Below are 26150 nucleotides of genomic sequence, written 5' to 3' on the forward strand. Positions count from 1 at the left end.
CTGTCGAACCCCGTCATCCTATCCGGTGCGGGGCTTCGGATACTGTCAGCCGATCACTCGGCGGTGGGCGCGCCGTCCTCGGCCGCAGCGCCGGCGGCGGAGTCCTCGGACCCGCTCGCCCGCTGCGCGGCGAGCTTCTGCGCCTCGCGCGCCTTCTTGCGGAGCACCTTGTCGCTCTTGCTCCACTGACCGATCGATTCGGGGGTCCACTCGCTCTCGCCGCCCTCGACGAGATCGGGCATCCACGCCGCCATGTCCTCGTCGGTGAACTCGCCCTTCGACGCGCGACGCTTGAGCTGGGGCAGCTGCGTACCCGGCGCGAGCCGGCGCGCGGTGATGAGGAAGCCCGTGTGCGCGACCATGCGGTGGTCGGGGCGCACGGCGAGCCCCTCGACGTGCCAGCCGCGCACCATCGTCTCGGAGGCCTGCGGGTGCGTGTAGAGGCCGCTGCGGCGCAGCTCCTCGGCCACGCGCGACAGCTGGGTCACGGTCGCGACGTAGCAGATGATCACGCCGCCGGGCTTCAGCGCCTCGGCGGCGACGCCGACGCACTCCCAGGGGGCGAGCATGTCGAGCACGACCCGGTCGATGCTCCCGGCCTCGCAGGTCGCGGGCAGCACCTCCTGCAGATCGCCGACGGTCACCGACCAGTTGTCGGGAACGGATCCGCTGAACGCCTCGATGTTCGAGCTCGCGATCTCGGCGAACTCGTCGCGCCGTTCGAACGAGAACAGGCGGCCCTCGCTGCCGATGCCGCGCAGCAGGTGCAGCGACAGCGCGCCGGAGCCGACGCCGGCCTCGACGACGCGTGCGCCGGGGAAGATGTCGGCGAGGGACAGGATCTGCGCCGCGTCCTTCGGGTAGACGATCGCGGCCCCGCGCGGCATCGACATGACGAAGTCGGAGAGCAGCGGGCGCAGTGCCAGGTACTCCTCGTCGTTGCTGTTGCGCAGCACCGAACCGTCGGGCAGCCCGACCAGCTCGGAGTGGCGGATCATGCCGCGGTGGCTGTGGAACTCGCCGCCGTCGATGAGCGTGATCGTGTTCAGGCGCCCCTTCGGTCCGGTCAGCTGCACGCGATCGCCGTAGCGGAACGGGCCGCTCAGCGCCGGGCTGGCGTTCTCGGTCTCGGAGCGTTCGTCGTCGCGGCTCATGCGCGGCTTCCCTTCGGGTCGGACACGAGCGCTTCGCGGGCCGCGGGCTCGGTGATGGTTCGGGGACCGGGAGCGGTCCCGCGGAGTTCGGTGAATGCGCGCGCCACGGCCGCGACGTCCGCGCCCTCGAGCGAGGCCCACAGCGCGTGCGCGGGCGCGTCGCCCAGCTCGACGAGGTGCGGCAGGCCGATCGCGACGGCGCCGGATGCCGCGGCGGAGCGGAGCCCCGTCGGCGAGTCCTCGAACGCCAGGCACGCCTCGATGGGCACGCCGAGCGCGGCGGCGCCGCGCAGATAGGGGTCGGGGTGCGGCTTCTCGTGCGCGACCTCGTCGCCCGCGACGACGGCGCCGAAGGTGCCCGGGGGCAGCAGTTCGGCGACCTGGTCGGCGAGCGAGCGGATCGACATCGTCACGAGGGCGCACGGCACTCCGGCCTCACGGAGTGCGGCGAGCAGCTCGACCGCGCCGGGGCGCCAGGCAGGCTCCCCCGCGGCGAGCTGCGCCTGCACCTCGCCGGCCAGTTCCGCCACGATCTCGTCGGCGCTGAGGTCGACACCGCGCGCGCGGAACAGCTCGGCGGCGTCCCAGAGGCCGGAGCCGATGAGCTGCTCGCGCAGTTCGGCATCGAGCTCGACCCCGTATCGGGAGAGCATCGCGTCCTCCGCGACGATCCAGAGCGGTTCGGAATCGATGATGGTGCCGTCCATGTCCCACAGCACGGCAGCTGGTTGCGCGGTATTCATCGCCGCCCAGTCTATCGAGCGACCGGGGACTATCCTGGTTGGCATCCCGATCCCGGGCCAGCCGCCTCCCCCGGCACCGACGCGAAGGAGCCCAGCCCCGTGACCCGACAGCCGCATCCCGATCCCGCTCGGGTGCTCATCGCCGCCTTCGAGGGCTGGAGCGACGCCGGCTCGGCCACCACCACGGCGCTGCAGCACATCGGAGAACTGATCGGCGCGGAGGTGCTGCACACGATCGGCGCCGACGGCTTCGTCGACTTCCAGGTGCATCGCCCTCGGGTGCGGTTCGACGATCAGGGGCACCGCGTGCTCGAGTGGCCCGAGACCCGGCTCTACGGCACGGTGCAGCGCCCCGGCGAACCGAAGGACCCCGCGGCCGAGACCGTGCACCGGATCGACGGCACCCCCGTCACCGACCTGTTCCTGCTCGCGGGCGTCGAGCCCGCGCGCGACTGGACCTCGTTCGCCGACGAGGTCGTCGACGTGATCCAGGCCTGGGGCATCGACACCGTGATCCTGCTCGGCGCGATGTTCTCGGACGCCCCGCACTCCCGCCCCATCGCGGTCTCGCTCTCGAGCGACGACCCCGATCAGCGCGCCCGCACCGGCGCGCAGCGCAGCGACTACGAGGGACCGGTCGGCATCGCATCGATCCTCGCGTTCGCGCTCGCTGACGCGGGCATCAGCTCGGTGTCGCTCTGGGCGCAGGTGCCGCACTACGTCCACAGCGTGCCCTCGCCCAAGGCGACGCTGGCGATCCTCGACAAGCTCGAGGAGCTGCTCGACGTCGTGATCCCCCGGGGCGAGCTGCTCACCGAGTCGAACGACTGGGAGGCGAGCATCAACCGCATCGCCGCCGACGACGAGGACATGGCGAGCTACATCCGCCGTCTGGAGGAGGCCCGGGACGCGAGCGCGTCGCCCGAGGCCACCGGCGACGCGCTCGCGTACGAGTTCGAGAAGTTCCTGCGCGACGACGAGCCGGACGACGAGGGCGGGACGCCCCCTACAGCTTGACGCCGAGCAGCGCCTCCGCCGCATCGGCGAGCAGCTGCGGTTCGTCGACCCCGCCGTCGAACGCGGCGTCGAGCGTCGCCAGCATGACCGGGGTGTCGAGGTCGTTGGCCAGTGCGGCGCGCAGGCGCTGCAGCACGGTCGCCGCGGGCTCCTCGCCGGTGCGTTCGAGACCCGCCCGCCATGCGGCGAGACGGCGCGCGGCGACCTCGAGGTCGGCGTCGTGCCACTCCCACTCGGAGCGGTAGTGGTGCGCGAGGATCCCGAGGCGGATCGCCGAGGGATCGGCGCCACCGTCGAGCAGCTTCGAGACGAACACGAGGTTGCCCCGCGACTTCGACATCTTGTGGCCCTTGTACGAGACCAGACCGACGTGGCAGTAGGCGTGCGCGAGCGGGGTGCCCGAGAGCGCCGTGGCGTGCGCGGCGGTGAACTCGTGGTGCGGGAACACCAGGTCCTCGCCGCCGCCCTGCACCGTGAACGCGTTGCCGAGAGCGCGGGCCGCGATCACGGCGCACTCGATGTGCCAGCCCGGGCGCCCGAGCCCCAGCACCGTACCCCAGCTCGGCTCGCCCTCGCGGGCCGCGCGCCAGAGCAGCGGGTCGAGCGGGTCGCGCTTGCCGGCGCGGTCGGGGTCCCCGCCCCGCTCGGCGCTGAGGAGCGACATGAGCTCGCGATCGTAGGGGGCGACGTCGCCGAGCCGCCACTGGGTCTGCTCGGAGGCCGCAGCCGTATCGAAGTAGAGATCCTCGCCGGTGGCGTCCGGGCTCGGCACCGTGTAGGCGAGACCGCGCTCGCGCAATCGCTGCACGGCATCGGCGATCTCGTCGATGCACTCCGTGACGGCGACGAAGTGCTCGGGCGGCAGCATGCCGAGGCGGTGCATGTCGGAGCGGAAGAGCGCGACCTGCGACTCAGCGAGTTCGCGCCAGTCGACGCCCGTCGCGTTCGCGCGCTCGAGCAGCGGGTCGTCCACGTCGGTGATGTTCTGCGCGTAGACGGCCTCGATGCCGGCGTCGATCCAGGACCGCTGCAGCAGGTCGAACGCGAGGTAGGTGGCCGCGTGGCCGAGGTGCGTGGCGTCGTACGGGGTGATGCCGCACACGTAGAGGGTCGCGCGTCCGCCCTCGATGGGCGGGTGCTCGAGGCGGCCGGTGGCCGTGTTGAAGACGCGCGGCGCGGTGCCCTCACCGGGCAGCTCGGGCAGCTCGGGTCTGGTCCAGGTCCTCACAGCGCGGCTCCGACCGCCGCGGTCTGCGCGATCTGGCCCGCCGCGTTCGCGGAACCCGCGTCGGCCGCGAGCACGCCGGTGGCGAGCAGCACCATGAGGACGACGCCGAGCAGCACACGGTAGATCACGAAGGGCAGGAAGCTGCCCTTCGAGATGTAGCGCATGAACAGGCCGATCACGAAGATCGCGACCACGAACGCGATGACCGTCGCGATGAGCGTCATGCCCATCGGGGTCTCGCCTGCAGGCTCCTTCAGCGCCTTGAACAGCTTGTAGAAGCCCGAGCCGAAGACGGCGGGGATCGCGAGCAGGAACGAGTAGCGGGCCGCGGCCTCGCGCTTGTAACCCATGAGGAGGCCCGCGGTGATGGTGCCGCCCGAGCGGGAGACGCCGGGGATCAGCGCGAGCGCCTGGGCGAGACCGAAGATGAGGCCGTGCTTCCAACCGAGCTGATCGAGCGTGTGCACGCGCTTGCCCACGCGATCGGCGATGCCGAGCAGGATGCCGAAGACGATGAGCATCGTCGCGACCACCCAGAGCGATCGGAAGGTCGTGTCGATCTGGTCCTGGAAGAGCAGGCCGAGCACGACGATCGGGATCGAGCCGAGGATGATCCACCAGCCCATGAGGGCGTCGGGGTCGTTGCGGGGCACGGTGCGGCCCGCGAGCGAACGGAACCAGCGCCCGATGATCCGCACGATGTCCTTCCAGAAGAAGACGATGACCGCCGCCTCGGTCCCGAGCTGGGTGATGGCGGTGAACGCCGCACCGGCGTCGCCGATGCCCATGAGCTCGCTCGCGATGCGCAGGTGCGCGCTCGAGGAGATCGGGAGGAACTCGGTGAGCCCCTGGATGATCCCGAGCAGGATCGCCTGAATGAAGTCCATGACCGCCCTTTCTGGCGCAGGAAGGTCCGCGCCCCAGCACGGACCAGCGTCCACCCTAGTACGACGGGTGGGTCGGTTCTCTCAAGATTCCCAGCGCGCCACGGCGCGCCGAGCGCGGCTCAGTAGTCGCGCAGCAGGTCGACGAGCACCCGGTGCCCGAAGTCGAGCGCGTCGAGCGGCACGCGCTCGTCGACGCCGTGGAACATGCCCGGGAAGTCGAGGTCGGCGGGCAGGCGGAGCGGAGCGAATCCGTAGCCCGTGATGCCGAGCTTCGAGAGCGCCTTGTTGTCGGTTCCACCCGAGAGCAGGTACGGCAGCACGCGCGCCTCGGGATCGTGCTTCCGCAGGCTCGCGGTCATCGCGTCGACCAGTTCGCCGCCGAACGGCACCTCGAGGCCGATGTCGGAGTGCAGCGCCTCGATCTCGATGTCGTCGCCGACGATCCGCTGCACCTCGTCGAGGATCCCCGCCTGGCTGGTGGGGAGGGTGCGGACGTCGACGAGCGCCTCGGCGGTGTCGGGGATCACGTTGTGCTTGTAGCCGGCCTGCAGCACGGTGGGGTTCGTGGTGGTGCGCAGGCTCGCGTGGATGAAGCCGCCGCCCGCCCCGGTCCGCAGCACGAGCTGCTCGGGATCGACCTCGTGCGGGTCCTCGCCGAAGATCTCGGCGATCGCGTCGACGAGCTCGCGGGTCGTATCGCAGAGCGCGACGGGCCACTCGTGGCGCCCGAGCGCGGCCACGGCCTCGGCGAGCCGGGTCACCGCGTTGTCGCGCCAGACGCGCGATCCGTGGGCCGCCGTGCCCCGGGCCCGCAGGCGGATCCAGTCGAGCGACTTCTCGCCGGTCTGGATCAGGTAGGCGCGGGTGCCGGCGATGTCGACCGAGTAGCCGCCGACCTCGCTGATCGCCGCGCCCGCACCCGCGAACAGCTCGGGGTGGTGGTCGACGAGGTGGTGGGAGCCGTAGATCCCGCCGTTCTCCTCGTCGGCGAAGAACGCGACGACGACGTCGCGCCGCGGCCGCTCCCCCGCGCGCAGCAGCTCGGCGATCGCGGTGAGGATCATGGCGTCCATGTCCTTCATGTCGACGGCCCCGCGCCCCCACAGCATGCCGTCGCGGATCTCGCCCGCGAACGGGTCGACGCTCCAGTTGGCGGGATCGGCCGGTACGACGTCGAGGTGGCCGTGCAGCACGAGCGCGGGCAGCTCCGGTTCGCGGCCGGCGACGCGGGCGACCACGCTCGCCCGGCCGGGCTCCGACTCGATGGTCGTCGGCTCGAGCCCCAGCTCGGCGAGATAGGCGGCGACGTAGGCCGCCGCGTCCGCCTCCCGGTTGGCGTCGCCGTTCCCCCGGTTCGACGTGTCGAACCGGATCAGATCCCGCGCGATGCGGGCCGTCTCGGAGAGGTGCGGTTCGGTGGTCTCGGTGCGCTCCTGACTCATGGGTCCAGGCTATCCGGACCCGGCTCCGGGGTGGGCGGTTCTCGGCAGAACCCCGCAACCCGGGGTCACAGTCGCGGCGATCCGCTCACTCGAAGGTCAGCACGCGGTCGCCCCAGCCGAGGCGGAGCGCACGGTCGAGGTCCGGCGCGCTCCGGTCGATGCCGTCGATCACGAGGGTGTCGCGGGCGTCCGCGGTGTACGGCAGCCACTGCGCGGCACCGTCCGCTTCGGGATCGCGGCCGTGGGCGAACCCGGTCCACCGCTGCTGCATCCGGGCCGAGATCCGACGCGCGATCCGCCGCCCGCCGAGCCGGAACGTGGGGTCCTTCGGGCCCCCGTCGAGATTGCCCCAGAGGTACGGCAGTTCGGTCGCGTGCGTCGCGCCGAGCCCGATGAGGTGCAGGAACGGGCTGCTGTGATCGAAGCGGTAGAACCACACCGGCGCGACCCGGGCGTGCCCCTCGGCGGCCCAGAGGCTCGGCATGCGGAACCCGATGTCCCGTGCGATGCCGAGTCCGAGCGCGCGGTGCCGGGCCCCCTCGTAGGCGCCCAGCACCTGGGACTCGGAGGGGAGGTCGGCACCCGGGAGCTCGGCGCGCATGTCGTCGAACATCCGCTCCAGGCGGTCCCCCGTGATCGGGATCAGCGGCGATTTCATGAACTTGAACAGCGACGCCTCGTCGCGGTTCGTGCCGATGATGAGCGGGACCGGGATCCCGCGTCCCTCGCTGAGCACCGTCACCGGGGCCTCGGGCACGAGCGCGCCGTCGACCACCGGGGCGAAGGCGAGCGTACCCGGGGCGTCGTCGGGCACGCTCGCGTACACGGCGGTTCCGGCCCGCACGATCTCGTCGATCGGGAGCTCGCGGAGCCGGGCCGCGATTGCGGTGCCGGTCTCAGCGGGCCCGCCGGATCCGCCGGATCCGCCGGCCTCGGCGAGGAACCGCTCGGCGACGCTCAGCGCCCGCTCCGGCCCGTAGACGCTGGAGACGGGCGAGGACTGCGCGATCGCGCGGTGGAACAGCCCCTCGGCCGACGGCGTCGCGAGCAGCGTCGTCACGAGCCCGCCGCCCGCCGACTCGCCGAAGACCGTGACCCGGCCCGGATCCCCGCCGAACGCGGCGATGTTGCGCTGCACCCACCGCAGCGCGAGCAGCACGTCCTTGAGCGCGAGGTTGCCGTCGAACTCGCCGGACGCGACTCCCGAGAGATCGAGGAAGCCGAGCGCACCGAGCCGGTAGTTGATCGTGACGAGCACGACGTCGCCCGCCCGGACGAGCGCCGCGCCGTCGAACAGCGGCTGCGACGCGGAACCGAAGGTGTACGCGCCGCCGTGGATCCAGACCATCACCGGGCGGGCGTCCGCGGAGTCGCTCGCGGACGCGGACTCGGGAGCCCACACGTTCAGGAACAGGCAGTCCTCGTCCGTGGCCGTGTCCGGGCCGAGCGGCACCGCGGGGTTCGACTGCTGCGGAGCGGCGGGCCCGTACGACCGGGCGGGGACCGCGGCGGCGCCCCCATCGGGAGCCGCGACCGGATCCCGCCAGCGCAGCGCTCCGGTCGGAGCGAGCGCATAGCGGATCCCCCGCCAGCGGTGGACCCCGTCGAGGTCCTCTCCGTGGAAACGGCCGGCCGGCGCCTCAGCGACGCGGTGTTCGGAAGTCATCTTCGGTCCTCTCTCGGGTGCGGTCTCGGGCTCGTGGTCCGGGTCGGGGTGGTCAGTGCAGGAGCATGCGGATCAGGTGGCCGGCCTCGGAGGCGGCCAGGATCGCGAAGAGCACGGTCATGATCACCGCGTTGTGGGCGATCATCTCCGCCTTGAGCCGGGCGAGTGCCCGCGCGATCCGCTCCGATCCGGTTGCGGCGAGAGCCGTCAGCGCGAGCACTCCGCTCGTCGCCCCGAGCGCGAAGAGCGCCGCGAGTCCGATCACGCCGAGCAGCGGCAGGTCGTGGGCGCCGATGAGCGCGCCCGCCTTGAGCTCGATGGGCAGGTTCTTCGCGTTGGTGAGCCCCATGACGAGGCCGAGGCCGGCGGCTCGGAGCGGTGTGATGGTGTCGACTGCGGCGAGCCAGCCGGGGGTCTTGGCGGGCCTGCCGTCGCGGGGCCGGGTCAGCCAGCTGATCACGGCGAGCACGGCGAAGCCGAGCACGAGGACCGAGGTGATGATCATGACGACGAGGTCGTCGCCGTCGGAACGGTGGGCTCCGGCGCGCGAAGAGGTGAGGGCGGCGACGAGCGTGAGGGCGAACGCGGTGAGCGCGGCGGATGCGGCGAAGGCGGGGCCGTTCGTGCGGCCCCGGGCGGAGAGCAGGATCGCGACCGTCGCCACGATCGGGAACGGCGAGATCACCGCGCCGACGGCGAGCGGGATGAGCTGGGTGAGATCGTTCACGCTGGTCCTCCTGAGACGTTCCGCGCGGGGCGATCGCGACTCTATTCCGGGGAGTTCGGCGCTTCGGCCCGATGTTCGGGTGGCACGACAGCGGGCGCGCGGAGCCGGGCGCGGAGCACCGTGTCGGCGCCGTGCTGCAGCAGTTCGGCTCCCAGTGCGGCTGCGGGGGCGTTCCGGCGGAGCGCGGCGGCGGGCGGGAGGGCGCCGGGCGCGATGACCTCCACCTGCAGCACCGGTCCGGCGCCGGTCGGGATGCGGGTCGCGCGCACCGATGCGGTGCGACCGTCGGCGTGCTTGACGGCGTTCACGAGGCCCTCGGTCACGATCTCGAGCGCCCGCTCGGCGAGCGCGTCCGAGCGCTCCAGCTCCTGCCGGGCGCCGATGTCGATGCGCACGTCCAGTGCGAGCACGAGACTCCAGGAACGCAGCGTCGCATCGAGCCGTTCGCCGCCGGGGATCGGATCCGGATCGGATTCGAAGGCCCGGGCCACCCGATCGAGCGCTGCGCCGCATTCGGCGCGCAACGCGTTCGCGTCCCGGTCGGCGGCCTCGGTGTTGGGGTTCTCGTGCGTCCTCGCGGCCGCGAAGTGCACGCACGCGCCCTGCAGGTCCCGGTGCAGGATCCCGGCCGCGGCGCGCAGCGTGCGAGCGGTGCCCGCGTCCTCCTCGGCCAGTCGGCGGCGACGCGCGAGCAGCGCGGCCTCGAGCCGACGTTCCTCGCTGCGCAGGCCGTGCACCAGTGCGGAGATCCGTTCGGCGGCCAGGGCGATCGCGGGGAGCGCGACGACCGGCACCCACGCGTAGTGCGCGGGCAGCGCGGGATCCACGAGCTGCGCCGCGGCGAGCGCGAGACCGGCGACGCCCCAGAGCGCCGCGAACAGCGCCGTGCCGCTCCTGAGTCTCCGAGCGAGCAGGTCGATGGCGACGCCGCCGAGAAGGATCGCGAGCGCGCCCGCCGCGAACGGGAGCGGGGGAACCGTGTGCACCGCGTACGGGAGCACGGCGAACGCGTACGCGATCGAGACCGTGCCGACGGGCGGCAGGCGGAACCGCGGGGTCGCCGGAGCAGCCGCGGGTGCGGCCGCGGGTGCGGCCGCCGCGACACCGGAGAGACCGCCGACATCTGCGAGATCCGCGAGCCGGTGGGACCAGTCGCGCACGGGCCCGGCCCCGAACGCGCGCACGGCCTCGGGAGTCGCCTCGAGCCCGGCCAGGCGGTCACGGAGTTCCGCCGCGCACGCCGCGGTCGCGGAGCGGGCCCGGGCCTCACGGGCGCGGAGCCGATCCGCATCGGCGCTCCCCAGCGCGATCGCGGCCGCGAGCCGCCGGTTCGCGACGCGCAGCGCCCGGAAAGATGCCACGAGCACGGCGATGGCGAGCAGCAGCACCGGCCAGACGACGAGATTCGTCGCGATGCGGAACGGGAGCCACCGCTCGGGCGCGGGATCGGCGCCGAACGCCTCGGCGCAGAGGTCGGTGAGCACCGGACGCGCCGCGGCGAGCGCGAGCACCGGGACCCCGACCAGGACCGCGCGTCCCCGAGGCGAGAGGACCGCACGAGCGATGCGCGCCGGCACGCAGAGGATCGCGGCGATGATCATCCAGGACGCCGACGCGGCGAGCAGCAGTTCGGGGAGCTGCTGCGGGGCGTCCGGCCCGAGGTACGGGCCCATCACGGTGAGGGCGACGGGCAGGGTGCCGAGCGCCGACCATCGGCTGAGCAGCGGACCCCGTTCGAGAGCGGTGCGCGACGCCCGGACGAAGCGGGTCACCGCTGCGGGCCGAACTCGGCGAGGTAGCGGGCGGCCGCGGCCACTCGCGGGTTCGTGGCCGGATCCCCGGAGACGCCGAGCCGGTCGAAGATGCGACTGATGGAACGTTCGACGGCGCGCACGGTCGCACCGGAGTGCTGTGCGATCTGCTCGTTGGACCAGCCCTGGGCGACCATGCCGAGCACGGCGAGCTGGTGCCGGGTGAGGGCGGTCACTCCCCCGTCGGTTCTCCCGCCCGCGGCCATCGGCGCCGAGGGATCTTCCGAACCGGACACGGCGGCAGCGTCGATCGGGTCCGCGGGGGCGGTGGGCCGTAGCGCACGCTCCAGAGCGGTGAGGATCTGCTCCGGCGAATCGAGTTCGGCTTTGCCGACGAACACGGCGCCGGGCAGCCCGAACACTTCGGCGCCTGCGGCTCGGCGCGGATAGTTGGTCAGGAACACGACCCCGAGGTGCGGGGCGATGCGGCGCAGCGCCGTCGCGAGTTCGATGCCGTCCGGGCGGGAACCGAGGTCGATGTCGGCGACGAGCGCATCGGGATCGAACTCGGCGAAGGCGGCGAGCGCGTCGACCGCGGTCGCGCGGCTCTCGACGGCGAAGCCGCTGCGCGCGAACAGGTCGTGCACGAGCGCGCGCAACGCCCCCTGATCCTCGACGACCAGCACCCGTCGCACCCACTCCGCGGCCACGGGGTCAACGGTATCGCGGCCGCGGAACGGATATCCGAACCGCCCTCGGAGACATCGAGAGCGGGATCACCGATATTCGCGCGCCGTGTGCGCTGGCGAACGGGTCCCCGATGCGGTGGCGCGCAGGCGGACATCCGGATCAGCGCTTCGACGATCGGACGCCGGGCCGACGATCGGACGCCAACCCGACGAATGGACACGAGCCCGACGATCGGACGCCGGGCCGACGCTTGGATGCCAACCCGGCGACCGGACGCCTGCGCGACAAGTGGACACCAGCCCGACGTTTGGACGCCGAATCTACGACCGACACGCCGTCCACATGTCGCGAAGGCGTCCAACGGTGCTGCCCGAGCCACTCGGGCCATACCCGCCGCCCGCACGGCGCCTGCCGGCCGCGTCACTTCCGCCGGACACGCAGGCGCGCGCCGACCGGACGCCCGCAGCGCCTCTCCCGGCCGCACGGCCGGCCGCACGAACGCACGAACGGCCGGGCATGCAAAAGGCCCCGGCCGAGAAGATTCTCGGCCGGGGCCTTTTCGTTCGCGTGCGCGGAGGGGGACTTGAACCCCCACGCCCTAATACGGGCACTAGCACCTCAAGCTAGCGCGTCTGCCATTCCGCCACCCGCGCGAACACTGCTTCCAGATCGAACCTCGCGGTTTGTTCCGGCAACAGAGATAAACTCTAGCACGGTTCCCGAGACCCGACGAACCGGGCTCGTCGCCCGCGCGCGTCGCGGCCCGTGGAGCGGATTCTCACGAGTCGATCCGCCCCGCATCAGCCCCGCATCAGCCCCGGCACCGCTTCCCGAGCGCTACGGGCTGAGGCGCCGACGCAGCAGCTCGATCCGCTTCTGCAGCTGCGACACGCTCGCCTGCGCGACCGCGGGTCCGCCGCAGATGCGCCGCAGCTCGGTGTGCACCGCGGGGTGCGGATCCCCCGACACCTTCGAGTACATGCCGACGAGACTGTTGAGGAGCTTGCGCTGCTCCCCCAGGGTGCGGTGCAGCGCCCCGGGGGCCTCCGCCTTCTCGGGCGCGTGCTCGAGGATCCCCTGCTTCGTCGCGCTGCTGCGCGCCTGCCGGGCCTGCCGCTGCTGCAGCACCGCCTTCACCTCGTGCGGTTCGAGCAGGCCGGGGAACCCGAGGAACTCGAGCTCCTCCTCGCTCTCGACTTCGGCGTAGCCGCCGAACTCGGCGCCGTCGAACACGGCGCGGTCGAAGTGCGCGTCGGACCCGAGCGCCTGGTAGACGAAGCCCTCGCCGTCGGCGAGCTCCGAGGACGCCTTGTCCTCGCGCTCGGCCTCGGCCATGAGCGCCGCTTCGGCATCCCACATCTCCTCAGCGCTCTTCGGCCCCTCGAGCACGTGCCCGCGCTCCTTCTCCATCTCCTGCGCGAGTTGCATGAGCGCCGGCACGTTGGGGATGAAGACCGAAGCGACCTCGCCGCGCCTGCGCGAACGCACGAAGCGACCGATCGCCTGGGCGAAGAAGAGTGGGGTGGACGAGCTGGTGGCGTACACGCCGACGGCGAGACGGGGCACGTCGACGCCCTCGGACACCATGCGCACCGCGACCATCCAGCGGGATTCGCCCTTCGAGAACTCGTCGATGCGATCCGAAGCGCCCGCGTCGTCGGACAGGATGAGCGCGACCTGCTCGCCGGTGATCTCGCGGAGCTGCTTCGCGTACGCCTTCGCCGCCGCGTGGTCGGTCGCGATCACGAGCGCACCCGCATCGGGGATCGAGCGCCGCACCTCGCTCAGGCGGCGGTCGGCAGCGCGCAGCACCTGCGAGATCCAGTCGCCGGCGGGATCGAGCGCGGTGCGCCAGGCCTGCGAGGTGACGTCCTTGGTGTTGCCCTCGCCGAGCCGCGCCTCCATCTCCTCTCCCGCGGAGGTCTGCCAGCGCATCTTTCCCGCGTAGACCATGAACACCACGGGACGAACGACGCCGTCGGCGAGCGCGCGACCGTAGCCGTAGTCGTAGTCGGTGACCGAGACCTTCGAACCGTCGCCCTGCGGCGCGTACGCGACGAACGGGATCGGCGCGTCGTCGGATCGGAACGGGGTGCCCGTGAGCGAGAGCCGCCGCTTGGCGGTCGCGTAGGCCTCGCGGATCCCGTCGCCCCAGCTCAGCGCGTCGCCGCCGTGGTGCACCTCGTCGAGGATCACGAGCGTGTCGGCGTTCTCGGTGATGAGCCGGTGCTGCACCGGCTTCATGGCGACCTGGGCGTAGGTGACGACGATGCCGTGGTAGTGCGAGCCGTAGCCGAGGCCGTCGCCGTTGGAGTAGTAGGGGTTGAGCCGGATCCCGGCGCGCGCCGCGGCGTCGGCCCACTGGGTCTTGAGGTGCTCGGTGGGCGCGACGACGATCACCTGCGAGACGGTGCGGTTCGCGCGCAGGATCGACGCCAGGCGGAGCGCGAACGTCGTCTTACCTGCTCCCGGCGTCGCGGAGGCGAGGAAGTCGAGCGGTTCGCGTTCCAGGTACTGGCGAATCGCCTCTTCCTGCCAGGCCCGCAGGGTTCCTGCGGTGCCGTGCGCGGCGCGCTCCGGATATGCCGGGGGCAGGTGTTCGGCTGCGCTCGTGCCCGGCAGGTGGAGGCCGTGGTCCGAGTCAGTCACAACGTTCTAGACTAGCCGGTGCGCCCGGGCGACGTGCCCGGGTTCGCGACCGGCAGACGTCCGACCCCCCGAGTTCGGCGCCGTTGCGCGGTCGTTCCCCGCCGACCGAGAGGATCCCCGCGATGTCCGACGAACTGGCGAACGATGCGATTCCGCTGGAACTGCCCTGGTCGCGATTCGTCGCGATCGGCGACTCGTTCACCGAGGGCCTCGGCGATCCGGATCCCGAGAGCCCCGGCGGTCTGCGCGGCTGGGCCGATCGCTTCGCGGAGGTGCTCGCGGAGCACGATCCCGAGTTCGCCTACGCGAACCTCGCGGTGCGCGGCAAGCTGATCGGCCAGATCACCGACGAGCAGCTCGACATCGCCCTCGACCTGCGCCCCGACCTCGTGAGCGTCTGCGCCGGCGGCAACGACGTGATCCGCCCCGGCACCGATCCCGACGCGGTGGCCGAGCAGCTCGAGTCGATCCTGTCGCGCCTGCGCGCCACCGGCGCCACCGTACTCGTCTTCACCGGTGTGGACACCGGGTTCCAGCCCGTCTTCCGGTCGATCCGCGGCAAGGTCGCGATCTTCAACGAGAACGTGCGCAAGGTCGCCCAGCGCCACGACTGCGTCGTCGTCGACCAGTGGGCCCTCGAGGAGCTGCAGGACAGCCGGTACTGGGCGGGCGACCGCCTGCACCTGAACGCCCTGGGCCACCACACGATCGCCCGGGCCGCGCTCGCCGCGCTGAACGTGCCGAACAGCCTCGCCCCGCTCGATCCGCCGCCGCTGCCGGTGCGCACCTGGCGCGAGGCGCGCAAGGAGGACGTGGTCTGGGCGCGCGAGCACCTCGTGCCCTGGGTCATCCGACGCATCAAGCACGTCTCGTCCGGCGACCACATCGAGCCCAAGCGGCCGCAGCCCGGTGCCGTGCACCCGCCGCGGCACGACGCGGACCTCGCGTGACCCCGGACCCGAGCACGGCACCGGGATCCTCCCCCGGCCGCAGCATCCGGCCGGCGCTCTTCGCGCTCGCCATCGGCGGCTTCGGCATCGGCGCGACCGAGTTCGCCGCGATGGGGCTGCTGCCCGAGCTCGCGGCCGATCTGCTGCCCGAACTGCACCGCAGCGATCCCGACGCGGCGCTCGGGCGCGCGGCGATGCTCGTCTCGGCCTACGCGATCGGCGTCGTCGTGGGCGCCCCGACGCTCGCGGCCTGGCTCGCCCGGTTCCCCCGCCGTCCCGTGCTGATCGCGCTGGCCGGCGCGTTCGCGCTCGCCTCCATCGCGACCGCCGCCGCACCCACCTTCGAGCTCGCGGTGCTCGCACGCTTCGTCTCGGGGCTGCCGCACGGCGCGTACTTCGGCATCGCCGGGCTCGCCGCGGCCGACCTCATGGGGCCGGGCATGCGCGGCCGCGGAGCGGCGTCGGTGCTGCTCGGTCTCGCCGTGTCGAACGTGCTCGGCGTGCCCCTCATCACCGCGATCGGCCACGCGACGAGCTGGCGCGTCGCCGTGCTCACGATCGCCGCGATCTTCGCGGTCGCGACCGTCGCCATCGCGCTGACCCTGCCGCGCGGCGAGCACGGTCCCGGCACCTCCATCCGCACCGAGCTGTCGGCGCTGCGCCGGCCGGGCGTGTGGATCGCCGTCGCGATCGGCTCCATCGGCTTCGCCGGGTTCTTCGCGGTCTACAGCACCGTCGCTTCGCTGACCACGGAGGTCGCCGGGCTGCCCGCGACCGCGGTGCCGTGGCTGCTCGCGGTGGTCGGGCTCGGCATGACCGCGGGCAACCTGCTGGGCGGGCGGCTCGCCGACGGGGGCGCGATCCGCACCCTCATCGGCCTCATGCCCGTCTTCTCCGTGCTGCTCGCCGGTACCGCGCTGCTGGCGCCGTTCCCGATCCCCCTCACCATCGGGCTGTTCCTCATCGGCACGGTCGGCTCCGTGATGGTGCCGTCGGTGCAGGTGAGGCTCATGGACGTGGCGGGCGACGCGCACACTCTCGCCGCCGCGCTCAACCACTCGGCCCTGAACATCGGCAACGCCATCGGCGCGGCCGTCGCCGGCGCGCTCATCTCGTCGGGCTGGGGCTTCGTCTCGCCGCTCTGGGCCGGCGCACTGCTGGGCCTCGTCGGGTTCCTCTGCGCGTGGCTCAGCCGCGCCGTCGAACAGCGGTCGCGCCGATGAGCCGCGGCAGAGCACGGACTGCGCGCGGACGCCTCGCCGTCGCGCTGGCCGCGATCGGCACGGCGGCGCTGCTGCTCGGCGCGTCCGGCTGCGCGCCCGAGCCGGCGCCGGCCCGCCCGAGCTCCAGCGCCCCGAAGCCGACGAAGACGACCCCGCCCCCGCCCACTCTCGAGGAGCTCCGGCACGCCAAAGCCCAGCGCCTCGTGGCCTCGTGGACCCCGCGCGAGCGCGCCGGATCCATCGTGATGGCCGGGTTCGAGGGGACGGACCCGGCGCCGGTGCGCGCATTCGCCGCGCAGCAGCACCTCGGCGGGCTCATCCTCATGGGCGGCAACGTCCCGGGCACTCCGGAGGAACTGCGCGCCCTGACCGCGGGCCTGAGCCCGGACCCGACACTCCCCGTGCTGACCGGCATCGACGAGGAGGGCGGCGAGGTCACACGCCTGCCGTGGGACGACCTGCCCGGCGCCGGCGAACTCCGATCGCAGCCGCCCGCGCAGACCACCGCCGCCTTCCGCTCGCGCGCCGGCCTGCTCCACGACGGCGGCGTGACGGTCAACTTCGGGATCGTCGCCGACGTCACCTCGGACCCGAACAGCTTCATCTTCGGGCGCGTGCTCGGCGAGAACGCCGCCGAGTCCGGCCCCCGCGTCGCGGCCGCCGTCGCGGGCGAGCGCGGACTCGTGGCCTCGACGCTCAAGCACTTCCCCGGGCACGGGGCCGCCCCAGGCGACTCGCACAGCGGGATCCCGCAGACCGACCTCGACCGCGCGAGCTGGCAGCGCGACGAGGCCCCGCCCTTCACCGACGGCATCAGGGCCGGCGCGCAGCTGCTCATGTTCGGGCACCTCGCCTACACCGCGGTCGATGCGAAGCCCGCCTCCCTCTCGCCGGTCTGGCATCGGATCGCGCGCGAGGAGCTCGGCTTCACCGGCGTCGCCGTGACCGACGACCTCGGCATGCTGCTGTCGTCGGGCGATCCTGCGTACACCGACCCGACGAAGAACGCCGTGGACGCCCTCGCCGCGGGCAACGACCTGCTGCTCATGGTGATCGGCTCGGATCAGGCGACGGCGACCGGCGCGATCGACGGGATCGTCGCCGCGGTCGCCGCGAAGACCGTGCCCGAGACGCGGCTGACCGATGCCGCGACGCGCGTCACGGAGCTGCGGCTCGAGCTCGCGGGCTGGAAGCCGCCCGCGAACTGAGCCGGACCGGGCCGGACCGGACCGGCGGCGATGCGCCGCCGGTCAGAGCAGTTCGGCGAGCTCCGGAGCGATCGCCGCCCGCACGGTTTCGCGGGCCTCCTCCGGGCCCTCCGCGATGAGCGCGAGTTCGGCGAGCCGCTCGCACTCCTCCAGCGCGTGCGCCGAGAGCGCGAGGCGTACCGCGGGCACCTTGCTCGACGCCATCGAGAGGCTGCCGACGCCGAGGCCCGTGAGCACGAGCGCGAGCAGCGGATCGCCGGCGGATTCCCCGCACACGCCGAGCGGTTTCCCGGCCGCGCGCGCTCCTGAGGCGGCCGCGGCGATCACGTCGAGCACGGCGGGCTGCCAGGGGTCGAGCAGGTCGGAGAGCTCTCCCTGCATGCGATCCGCAGCCATCGTGTACTGGGCGAGGTCGTTGGTGCCGAGGCTGCCGAAATCGACCGCGCCGAGCACCTGCTCGGCGCGCAGCGCGGCGGCCGGGACCTCGATCATCACCCCGGCAGAACCGAGTCCTGCGGAGCCGACCCGTTCGGCGAACCAGCGTGCTTCCGCCGCCGTCGCCACCATCGGGGCCATGACCCGCACGTCGGCTCCGGTCGCCTCGGCCGCCGCCGCGAGCGCTTCGAGCTGCGCGTCGAGCAGTTCGGGGCGTGCCTGCGAGAGGCGGAGACCGCGTCGTCCGAGCGCGGGGTTCTCCTCCTCCCCCAGGTCGGCGAAGGCGAGCGGTTTGTCAGCGCCGGCATCGAGGGTGCGGACCACCACCCGCCGCGCACCGAACGGCGCGAAGACCCGCCGGTAGATCTCGGTCTGCTCTTCGACCGTCGGCGCTGCGCCGGCCGAGAGGAAGACGAATTCGGTGCGGAAGAGACCGACTCCCTCGACATCCTGCGCCGCAGCGAGTTCGGCGTCCTCGACGCCCCCGATGTTGGCGAGCAGTGCGACGGGGTGGCCGTCGGCGGTCGCGCCGGGCCCGCGGACCTCGGCGAGCGCGGCGTCGCGCCGTTCGCGCATGCGCCGCTGCGCATCGACGGCACCCGGGTCGGGGTGCAGCACGACGGTACCGCTGTCGCCGTCGATCGCGATCGGGGTGCCGTTCGGGATCGCGGTCGCGTCCGGCAGCTGCACCACGGCGGGGATCCCCATCTGAGCCGCGAGGATGGCGGTGTGGCTGGTGCGTCCGCCCGCGCGGGTCACGATGCCCAGCACGAGGGATCGATCGAGCGTCGCGGTCTCGGCGGGCGCGAGGTCCTCGGCGACGACGATGCTCGGCTCGGTGAACTCCGGCACTCCGGGGGCCGGTACGCCGAGCACCTCGGCGATCGCGCGCGAGCCCACGTCGCGCAGGTCGGTGACCCGCTCGGCGAAGTAGCCGCCGAGCGCTTCGAACTGCGCGGCGAACTCGTCGATCGAGAGCGCGATGGAGGTCGCGACCCCCTGCCCGGAGCCGAGGTGCTTCGCGACCGCGCGATGCAGGGATCGGTCGCGCGCGATCATGGCGGTGGCCTTCAGCACGTCGCGCGCGGTGGCGTCGGCGTTCATCGCCTTCGCGTCGAGCGCCCCGGCTACGCGCATGAACGCAGCGACCGCCTGTTCGGCGGCCGCGGTCGGATCCGACGCCGCCGCTTCGTTCAGCGGCGGCTCCACCGGCGACGCGACCTGCACGACGGGGCCGGCGGCGGAGCCGTGGCTCACGCCGATGCCCTGTCGGGTCTCCGAAGCCTGTCCCGCTGCGGTCGACCCGCTCGCGTCGCCGGCGGAGGTCACTGGGCGTCCAGGTCAGTGGACAGCAGCTCGACGAGACGGTCGAGCACGGCTTCGGCGTCGGCGCCCTCCGCGGTGAGCACGACCTCTTCGCCGTGCTTCGCGCCCAGCGCCATGACACCGAGGATGCTCCCGGCGTCCACGGCGGCCTCGCCGGGACGACCGATCTCGACCTCGAGCCCGGACTCGCCGACGGCCTCGACGAACAGCGAGGCGGGTCGGGCATGCAGACCGACGGACGAAGCGATGGTGACGGAACGGGTTGCCATGATGACTCCTCTGTACGGGGTGTTCGGGTGGGACGGCCGCCCTGCGACGGCCGTGCGATGGTTCGGTTCAGGCCGCGATCGGCACGGTTGCCGCGGTCCTGGCGTTGGCTCGGCGAGCTGCCGCGCCCTTCAGGACGATCACGAGGGCGGCCGTCACGAGGACGCCGGCGGCGAGCGCCGCGACGAACAGCAGCGGTTGGCCGATGAGCGGCAGCACCCAGATGCCGCCGTGCGGTGCGCGGAGCGTCGCGCCGAAGAGCATGACGAGGCCGCCGGTCACGGCGGACCCGATGGTCGAGGCGACGATGATGCGGATGGGATCGGCCGCGGCGAACGGGATCGCGCCCTCCGAGATGAAGGAGGCTCCGAGCAGCCAGGCCGCCTTGCCGTTCTCACGCTCGGGAGCGGAGAACAGTCGGGGTCGCACGGCCGTGGCGAGTGCGAGAGCGAGGGGCGCCACCATGCCCGCGGCCATGACCGCGGCCATGATCTTCAGCTGCGGTGCGTCCATCGCGGCGCCCGCGGCCGAGAGCCCGGCCGTTGCGAAGCCGTAGGCCACCTTGTTCACGGGGCCGCCGAGGTCGAAGCCCATCATCGCTCCGAGGATCAGTCCGAGCACGAGCACGCCCGCGCCGGTGAGGCCGTTCAGTCCGTCGTTCATGGCGGTCATGAGTCCCACGATGGGGCGACCGAGCACCGTGATGAAGAGGCCGGCGGTGAGCAGGGTCGACAACAGCGGGATGACGACGACGGGCATGACGCCCCGCACGCCCTTGTGCACCTTCCAGCTCGAGATCCACCTGGCGAGCGCGCCCGCGAGCAGGCCCGTGACGATGCCGCCGAGGAATCCAGCGTTCATGCTCGTGGCGATCGCACCGCCCACGATGCCGGGCACGAGGCCCGGCCGGTCGGCGATCGCGAAGGCGATGTAGCCCGAGAGGATCGGGACGAGGAATCCGAAGGATGCCGAGCCGATCACGAAGCAGAGCGCCGCCCACGAGGTGAGGCTCGTCGCGTCGAAGTGCTGGGCGATGTTGAACTCGTCGGAGCTCGTCAGGCCGTACTTGACGATCTCGATCGCACCGCGCTCCCCCAGAGCGATCTGGGCGAGCATGAACGAGAGGGCGATGAGGATGCCGCCGGCTGCCACGAACGGGATCATGTACGAGACGCCCGTCATGAGCCACTGACGCAGCCGGGTTCCCGCACCGACCTTCTGCTCGGCATCGGCGTCGGGAGCCGCGCCGGCGGCGGCCTCTCCCGCGGCCCGCTGGGCGCGCTCGGGATCCGCCGCCCACGCTGCCGCCAGTTCGGCTGCCTGCTCGAGCAGTCGGGGCCCGTCGGAGATCGCCTGCTTCACCCCGACGTCGACGGTGGGCTTGCCCGCGAACCGCGCGCGATCCTTCACCTCGACGTCGTGCGCGAACACGACCGCATCGGCCGCGGCGATCTGCCCGGCGGTGAGCGGGGTCGACCCCGCGGAGCCCTGGGTCTCGACCTCGATCTCGTGTCCGGCCTCGCGCGCGGCGTTCTCGAGCGCCTCTGCCGCCATGTAGGTGTGGGCGATACCCGTGGGGCACGAGGTGACCGCGACGAAGCGCAGGGGACGCTCGGCTGCGCGCTCCGCCGGAGCGGGATCCGCGACGGATGCGGGATCCGGAGCGTTCTCGGCGGGGGTCGGAGCCGGATCGAGCCGCACGTGCTCGTCGACGATGGCCACGACCTCGGCGGGGCTCTCCGCCGCGAGCAGCGCCGCGCGGAAGTCCTCGCGCATCAGGGCGCGAGCCAGCTGCGGCAGCACCTGCATGTGCGCGTCGCCCCCGTCGGCGGGCGCGGCGATGAGGAACACGAGCCGAGCCGGGCCGTCCTTCGCGCCCCAGTCGATCCCGTCCTCGGCGATCCGGCCGAACACGAGCGAGGGCTCGGTGATCGCCGCGCTGCGCGCGTGCGGGATCCCGATACCTCCCGGGAGCCCGGTCGCCATCTTCGACTCGCGCTCGCGCACGTCCGCGATGAAGACCTCGAGGTCGGTGCAGCGACCGGTCGCCACGAGGCGTTCCGCGAGCGCACGGGTCGCTTCGTGCCGGTCGGCACCGGTGAGGTCGAGCACCACCTGCTCGTCACTGATGAGTGGCATGTCGATTCCTTTCGGGATTCGGTTCGGGTCCGGCGCGTCGCCGGTTCAGTCGTTCAGGGGCAGCTCGCGCTGCAGGGTGCGGCTTCGTTCGACCTCGATGTCGAGCAGATCCACCGGGCCGGGGACCTCGGTTCCGGGGAGCCGCACCGCGGCAGCGCCCCAGCGGACCCCCGTCGAGAGCGCATCAGCCGCAGCCTTTCCGCGGTCGAGGCCGAGCAGGAGCCCGGCGAGCATGCAGTCCCCCGCACCGACGGTCGAGACCGGGTCGGAGATGATCGCCCGCGCGTGCACGGCTTCGTCGGCGGTGATCAGCACCGCACCGTCCCGCCCGAGGCTGACCGCCACGAACTCGATGCCTGAGGCGACCAGCTCCCGGCCGGTATCGACGACGGCGCCGAGCGTATCGAGGGGCCGGCCCACGAGCTCCGCGAGCTCCTCGCGGTTGGGCTTGATGAGCGTCGGCACCGCGGCGACCGCGGCGGCGAACGCCGCACCTGAGGAATCGATGGCGACCCGTGCCCCTCGCGCTCGCGCTTCACGCACGAGCACGGCGTAGAGGGAGTCCGGCGCCCCCGGCGGCAGGCTGCCGCATCCGGCGATCCACGCACCGGATTCGAGGTCGCCGAGCGCCGCTTCGAGCAGCGCATCGACATCGGCCGGCTCGAGCGCCGGACCGGCCTCGTTGAGCTTCGTCGTGGTGCCGTCGGGCTCGAGCACGCTGACGTTCATGCGCGTGCTCCCCGTGATCGGCACGATCCGGCTCGCCGCGCCGGTGCGTGCGAGGAGGACTTCGAAGAGCGCGCCCTCCGGCCCGCCGGACGGGACCACGATGAGGGCGTCCCCGCCCATCGCGGTCAGAGCGCGCCCGACGTTGACGCCCTTGCCGCCGGGATCCACCCGTGACGAATCGGCGCGCAGCACCTGGCCGCGTTCCAGCGTCTCGACCGTCACCGCCCGATCCACGCTCGGGTTCGGCGTCAGCGCGACGATCACGCCGTCACCACCGTCGGGCCCGCGGCCCGGAGCTCCTCGGCGAGGTCGCCGTCGAGGTCGGTATCGGTGATCACCAGGTCGATCTCGTCGAGCGCTGCGAAGCGGGTGAGGTGCGCGCGACCCGCCTTGCTGGAGTCGGCGACCAGAACGGTCGTGCGCGATGCCAGCACCATCGCCCGCTTCACCGCCGCCTCTTCCTGATCCGGAGTGGTGAGTCCTCGCTGCGCATCGAAGCCGTTGGCCCCGAAGAAGCCGACGTCGACGGTGAGTTCGGCGAGCGCCTCGCAGGTCCATCGCCCGACGGCGGCTCCGGTGACCGGCCGCACCCGCCCGCCGAGCTGCATCAGTTCGATGCCGGGCTTCGCGGACAGTGCGGCGCCGATCATGAGGCTGTTGGTGATGACCGTGCACTCGGCGTCGGCGGGGAGCGCCTGCGCGATGGCGAGCGTACTCGTCCCGGAGTCGAGCAGCACGGTGCCGCCCGTCGGAATCTCTTCGAGAGCGCGAAGCGCGATCCGCTGCTTGACCGCGGCACGTCGGCCGATCCGCACGTCGAGACCGACCTCTGGCTCGACCCGGTCGACGGGGATCGCACCGCCGTGGACCCGCTGCAGCAGCCCGCGGCGCTCGAGTGCCGTGAGATCCCGGCGGATCGTCTCGGTGGAGACGTCGAGCTGCTCGGCGAGCGCGCCCACTTCGGCGCGTCCGGCGGCTCGCGCCGAGGTCAGGATCAGCTGCTGGCGTTCTGCGGCGTACACGAAACGCTCCTCCCGTCGTTGCGTGGTGTTCACCCAACAGTGCCACACGAACGGGAGGATATGCAACTAAAACCACATTGGTTTTATGTTGCTTATGTGGGATCCGGCGTCCACACCCACGGCTCCCTCGGCAGGAGCCCGGGATCGAAACGGGCGAGGATCTGCTCGATGCAGACCGACTCCCCCGGCGCCGCGAGCCCCAGCGATTCGGCCAGACGCGAGCGCACGCGCTCCACCCCGATGCCGTGCGCCTGCAGCTCGCGCAGCGTCACCGCGCCGTCCCGCTTCGCGAGGCGCGCACCGCTCGGCCCCAGCACGAGCGGCACGTGCGCGTATTCCACCGCGGGCGGCGCCGGCAGGCCCAGCAGGCGCTGCAGCACGATCTGCCGCGGCGTCGAGGACGCGAGGTCGTCCCCGCGCACGACCTGGTCCACCCCCATCGAGGCATCGTCGACCACGACCGCCAGGTTGTACGCCACGGCGCCGTCTCCACGGCGCAGCACGAGATCGTCCACGACACCGGTCACCCGGCCCATGAGCCGATCCTCGAACGCGAGCTGCTCCGCGCCCTCCGGAACCCGGAGGCGGAGCGCCGGCAGCCGCGGCAGGATCCGCTCGCGCGCGGCGGCGCGCTCGGCCTCGTTCCGATCGCGACAGGTCCCCGGGTACGCGCCGGGCGGCGCGTGCGGTGCGGTCGGCGCGGCGAGGATGTCCCGCCGCGTGCAGCTGCACTCGTAGACCAGGCCCCGCTCCGCCAGCTCCGCGATCGCTGCATCGTGGTCGTCGCCGCGCTCGGTCTGCAGCACCGCGGGCCCGTCCCAGTCGATGCCGAGCTCGGCGAGGTCCTCCAGCTGGCGATCCGCCGCGCCCGCATCGCGACCCCGGTCGAGGTCCTCGATCCGCATGAGGAATCCGCGCCCGCTCGACCGCGCGAACAGCCAGGCGAGCAGCGCGGTGCGCAGATTGCCCAGGTGCAGGTCGCCCGACGGGCTCGGCGCGTAGCGGCCCGCGCTCATCCCACGTGCACCCAGGGCCGCTGCGTCACCTCGGGCACCGCGATGCGCAGCACCTCGCGGGTCATCGGAGCGATCTCGCCCTCGCCGAAGAGCAGGAAGCGCGCGAAGTTCGAGGCCGGGTTGCCCTCGGTCCAGCGGAAGTAGATGTGCGGGGCCTGCCCGGTACGATCGCGCAGATCGATGAGCACCGAGGCGAGGCTGTTCGGCACCGAGCTGCCGCGCAGCGACAGCACGCGGTGACCGTAGCGCTCGTCGCCGACGACGTAGATCTCGTCCTCGAAGTCGGAGCTGTCACCGATGGTCACCTCGATGAACCAGGCGTCCTCCCCTACGAAGCGGTGCGCCGCCTGCGCGTGCTTGAGCTTCTCGGCGTAGCGCTCGGGCCTGGCGTGCTTCGGATCGTGCGCGATCAGCTGGATCGGCCGGCCCGAATCGACGGCCTCGCGCACCCAGGATTCGACCAGCGGATCGAGCTGCACCGTCGTCGCCCGCAGCTCGATCGACCGGACCACGCGGGAGACGAAGCTGACCACGAGGATCCCGAGGATGAAGCACGCCGCGATCTTGATACCGTCGGGGCGCTCGATGATGTTCGCGATCGTCGTGTACAGGAACACCAGGGTCACGATCCCGAAGCCGATGGTCTTGCCGCGCTCGCGCTTGCCCCGCGCCGAGAGCGTCACCGCGACCGCCGCCGAGGTCATCAGCACCAGCACGCCGGTGGCGTAGGCTCCGCCCTGATCGTCGACGCTGGCCTGGAAGATGATCGTGATGAGGAACGCGACGCACGTGAACACGATCACGAGCGGACGGATCGCGCGGGCCCAGCGCGGCGCCATGCCGTAGTGCGGCAGGTAGCGCGGCACCAGGTTCAGCAGGCCGGCCATCGCCGAGGCGCCCGCGAACCACAGGATCGCGATGGTGATCACGTCGTAGACCGTGCCGAACCCGTCGCCCAGGAACTGGTGCGCGAGGTACGCGAGCGCTCGGCCGTTCGCCTTGCCGCCGGGCTGGAACTCCTCCTGCGGGATCAGCACGACCGTCGCGATCGACGAGGTCACGAGGAACGCGCTCATGATGAGCGCCGAGGTGGTCAGCAGGCGGTGGGCGCCCTTGACGCGTGCGCGCAGGGTCGCTTCGGGGTCGCCCTGCTCGCCGCGGATCTGCGGCATGACGGCGACACCGGTCTCGAAGCCCGAGAGACCCAGCGCGAGCTTCGGGAACACGATGAGCGCGATCGCGATGATCATCCACGGATCGCCGTGCTGCGTCGTGAGCGCGGTCCACCAGTCCCCCACCTTCAGCGGGGTGTCGATGATGTGCGCGAGGGCGACGACGAGCACGACCGCGTTGATGAGCAGGAAGGCGCCGACGAGCACCGTCGCGATGCGGATCGCCTCGGTGAAGCCGCGCAGGAACACGACGCCGAGTCCGGCGAGCAGCGCGAGCGTGATGATGACCTGCTGCCCCTGCAGGAAGTCGGGGGCGAACGGGTTCTCGATCGCGTGCGCCGTCGCATCCGCGGCCGACAGGGTCATGGTGATCATGAAGTCGGTCGCGGCGAAGCCGAGCAGCGCGAGCACCGCGAGCTTGCCGCCCCACTTGGGCAGCAGCTTCGAGAGCATCGCGATCGATCCGGCACCGTTCGGGCTCTCGCGCGCCACCCGACGGTACACGGGGAGCGCGCCGAACAGAGTGATCGCCACGAGCAGCAGGGTCGCGAGCGGGGCGATCAGGCCCGCCGCGAGCGCCGCGATCGCCGGCTGGTAGCCGAGCGTCGAGAAGTAGTCCAGCCCGGTGAGGCACATGACCCGCCACCAGGGCGCTCCGCGCCCGACGGCCTTGCCGTGGGGGCCGGTGTGCTCTCCGGCCTTCTCAGCG

The 26150-nt window shown here is 72.4% G+C and carries 21 protein-coding genes and 1 tRNA gene; 4 read left to right on the top strand and 18 right to left on the bottom strand.

Going from position 1 to position 26150, the window contains the following annotated elements; genetic code table 11:
• Window positions 1-53: 53 nt before the first annotated feature.
• The gene (locus ABD169_RS11045; RefSeq protein WP_344032214.1) at window positions 54-1154 is read right to left on the bottom strand and encodes a tRNA (adenine-N1)-methyltransferase; all 1101 of its coding nucleotides are present in this window, start codon (window positions 1152-1154) and stop codon (window positions 54-56) included.
• Complete coding sequence (locus ABD169_RS11050; RefSeq protein WP_344032215.1) at window positions 1151-1897, bottom strand: HAD family hydrolase; 747 nt, start codon at window positions 1895-1897, stop codon at window positions 1151-1153. The genes ABD169_RS11045 and ABD169_RS11050 overlap by 4 nt, the downstream gene beginning before the upstream one ends.
• Before the next feature lie 99 nt (window positions 1898-1996).
• Between ABD169_RS11050 and ABD169_RS11055 the strand changes: the two genes are divergently transcribed.
• A complete protein-coding gene (locus ABD169_RS11055) occupies window positions 1997-2914 on the top strand; it encodes a PAC2 family protein (RefSeq protein WP_344032217.1) in 918 nt (305 codons plus the stop codon).
• On the opposite strand, the gene mshC is transcribed toward ABD169_RS11055, so the two are convergent.
• The 9 genes from mshC to ABD169_RS11100 form a co-directional block, all read right to left on the bottom strand.
• The gene (gene mshC / locus ABD169_RS11060) at window positions 2904-4142 is read right to left on the bottom strand and encodes a cysteine--1-D-myo-inosityl 2-amino-2-deoxy-alpha-D-glucopyranoside ligase (RefSeq protein WP_046456368.1); all 1239 of its coding nucleotides are present in this window, start codon (window positions 4140-4142) and stop codon (window positions 2904-2906) included. The two genes, ABD169_RS11055 and mshC, sit on opposite strands and share 11 nt — an antisense overlap.
• Entirely contained in the window at window positions 4139-5029 is an 891-nt protein-coding gene (locus ABD169_RS11065; RefSeq protein WP_046456369.1) for an undecaprenyl-diphosphate phosphatase, read from the bottom strand. The genes mshC and ABD169_RS11065 overlap by 4 nt, the downstream gene beginning before the upstream one ends.
• 119 nt (window positions 5030-5148) lie before the next feature.
• A complete protein-coding gene (locus ABD169_RS11070; protein WP_344032219.1) occupies window positions 5149-6471 on the bottom strand; it encodes a M20/M25/M40 family metallo-hydrolase in 1323 nt (440 codons plus the stop codon).
• A gap of 85 nt (window positions 6472-6556) precedes the next feature.
• Complete coding sequence (locus ABD169_RS11075; protein WP_344032221.1) at window positions 6557-8137, bottom strand: carboxylesterase/lipase family protein; 1581 nt, start codon at window positions 8135-8137, stop codon at window positions 6557-6559.
• A gap of 52 nt (window positions 8138-8189) precedes the next feature.
• Window positions 8190-8864, bottom strand: coding sequence for a GAP family protein (locus ABD169_RS11080; RefSeq protein WP_344032223.1), 675 nt, complete (start codon window positions 8862-8864; stop codon window positions 8190-8192).
• Window positions 8865-8905: 41 nt separating this feature from the next.
• On the bottom strand, window positions 8906-10636 hold the full coding sequence (locus tag ABD169_RS11085; RefSeq protein ID WP_344032226.1) for a sensor histidine kinase: 1731 nt from the start codon (window positions 10634-10636) through the stop codon (window positions 8906-8908).
• On the bottom strand, window positions 10633-11325 hold the full coding sequence (locus tag ABD169_RS11090) for a response regulator (RefSeq protein ID WP_344032228.1): 693 nt from the start codon (window positions 11323-11325) through the stop codon (window positions 10633-10635). The genes ABD169_RS11085 and ABD169_RS11090 overlap by 4 nt, the downstream gene beginning before the upstream one ends.
• A 548-nt stretch (window positions 11326-11873) precedes the next feature.
• Window positions 11874-11958, bottom strand: a tRNA-Leu gene (locus tag ABD169_RS11095).
• A 184-nt stretch (window positions 11959-12142) separates the two neighbouring features.
• Window positions 12143-13954 (bottom strand): DEAD/DEAH box helicase, encoded by a 1812-nt coding sequence (locus tag ABD169_RS11100; protein ID WP_344032230.1) that lies wholly within the window; start codon window positions 13952-13954, stop codon window positions 12143-12145.
• A 122-nt stretch (window positions 13955-14076) separates the two neighbouring features.
• On the opposite strand from ABD169_RS11100, the gene ABD169_RS11105 reads away from it, so the two are divergent.
• The 3 genes from ABD169_RS11105 to ABD169_RS11115 are packed head-to-tail and all read left to right on the top strand — an operon-like array spanning window position 14077 to window position 17335.
• Entirely contained in the window at window positions 14077-14904 is an 828-nt protein-coding gene (locus ABD169_RS11105; protein WP_046456375.1) for an SGNH/GDSL hydrolase family protein, read from the top strand.
• Window positions 14901-16127: an MFS transporter gene (locus tag ABD169_RS11110; protein WP_344032232.1), complete on the top strand. Its 1227-nt coding sequence runs from the start codon at window positions 14901-14903 to the stop codon at window positions 16125-16127. Before ABD169_RS11105 ends, ABD169_RS11110 begins: the two co-directional genes overlap by 4 nt.
• Window positions 16124-17335, top strand: a complete 1212-nt coding sequence (locus tag ABD169_RS11115; RefSeq protein ID WP_344032234.1) for a glycoside hydrolase family 3 N-terminal domain-containing protein — start codon at window positions 16124-16126, stop codon at window positions 17333-17335. The genes ABD169_RS11110 and ABD169_RS11115 overlap by 4 nt, the downstream gene beginning before the upstream one ends.
• Before the next feature lie 42 nt (window positions 17336-17377).
• Here ABD169_RS11115 and ptsP read toward each other — a convergent pair whose 3' ends face one another.
• The 7 genes from ptsP to ABD169_RS11150 all read right to left on the bottom strand — a co-directional run bounded on the left by ptsP (window position 17378) and on the right by ABD169_RS11150 (window position 26077).
• Complete coding sequence (gene ptsP / locus ABD169_RS11120) at window positions 17378-19027, bottom strand: phosphoenolpyruvate--protein phosphotransferase (protein WP_344032236.1); 1650 nt, start codon at window positions 19025-19027, stop codon at window positions 17378-17380.
• Window positions 19028-19095: 68 nt separating this feature from the next.
• On the bottom strand, window positions 19096-19365 hold the full coding sequence (locus ABD169_RS11125; RefSeq protein ID WP_046456378.1) for an HPr family phosphocarrier protein: 270 nt from the start codon (window positions 19363-19365) through the stop codon (window positions 19096-19098).
• Window positions 19366-19432: 67 nt separating this feature from the next.
• Window positions 19433-21502, bottom strand: coding sequence for a PTS fructose transporter subunit IIABC (locus ABD169_RS11130; protein ID WP_344032238.1), 2070 nt, complete (start codon window positions 21500-21502; stop codon window positions 19433-19435).
• Between the two features lie 45 nt (window positions 21503-21547).
• On the bottom strand, window positions 21548-22495 hold the full coding sequence (pfkB, locus tag ABD169_RS11135) for a 1-phosphofructokinase (protein WP_344032240.1): 948 nt from the start codon (window positions 22493-22495) through the stop codon (window positions 21548-21550).
• The gene (locus ABD169_RS11140) at window positions 22492-23253 is read right to left on the bottom strand and encodes a DeoR/GlpR family DNA-binding transcription regulator (protein ID WP_344032242.1); all 762 of its coding nucleotides are present in this window, start codon (window positions 23251-23253) and stop codon (window positions 22492-22494) included. Before ABD169_RS11140 ends, pfkB begins: the two co-directional genes overlap by 4 nt.
• 92 nt (window positions 23254-23345) lie before the next feature.
• On the bottom strand, window positions 23346-24269 hold the full coding sequence (gene gluQRS / locus ABD169_RS11145; protein ID WP_344032244.1) for a tRNA glutamyl-Q(34) synthetase GluQRS: 924 nt from the start codon (window positions 24267-24269) through the stop codon (window positions 23346-23348).
• Window positions 24266-26077 (bottom strand): APC family permease, encoded by a 1812-nt coding sequence (locus ABD169_RS11150; protein WP_344032390.1) that lies wholly within the window; start codon window positions 26075-26077, stop codon window positions 24266-24268. Before ABD169_RS11150 ends, gluQRS begins: the two co-directional genes overlap by 4 nt.
• Window positions 26078-26150 lie beyond the last annotated feature (73 nt).

Origin of the sequence: Leucobacter iarius (assembly GCF_039530105.1) — a bacterium.
GTDB classification, from domain to species: domain Bacteria; phylum Actinomycetota; class Actinomycetes; order Actinomycetales; family Microbacteriaceae; genus Leucobacter; species Leucobacter iarius.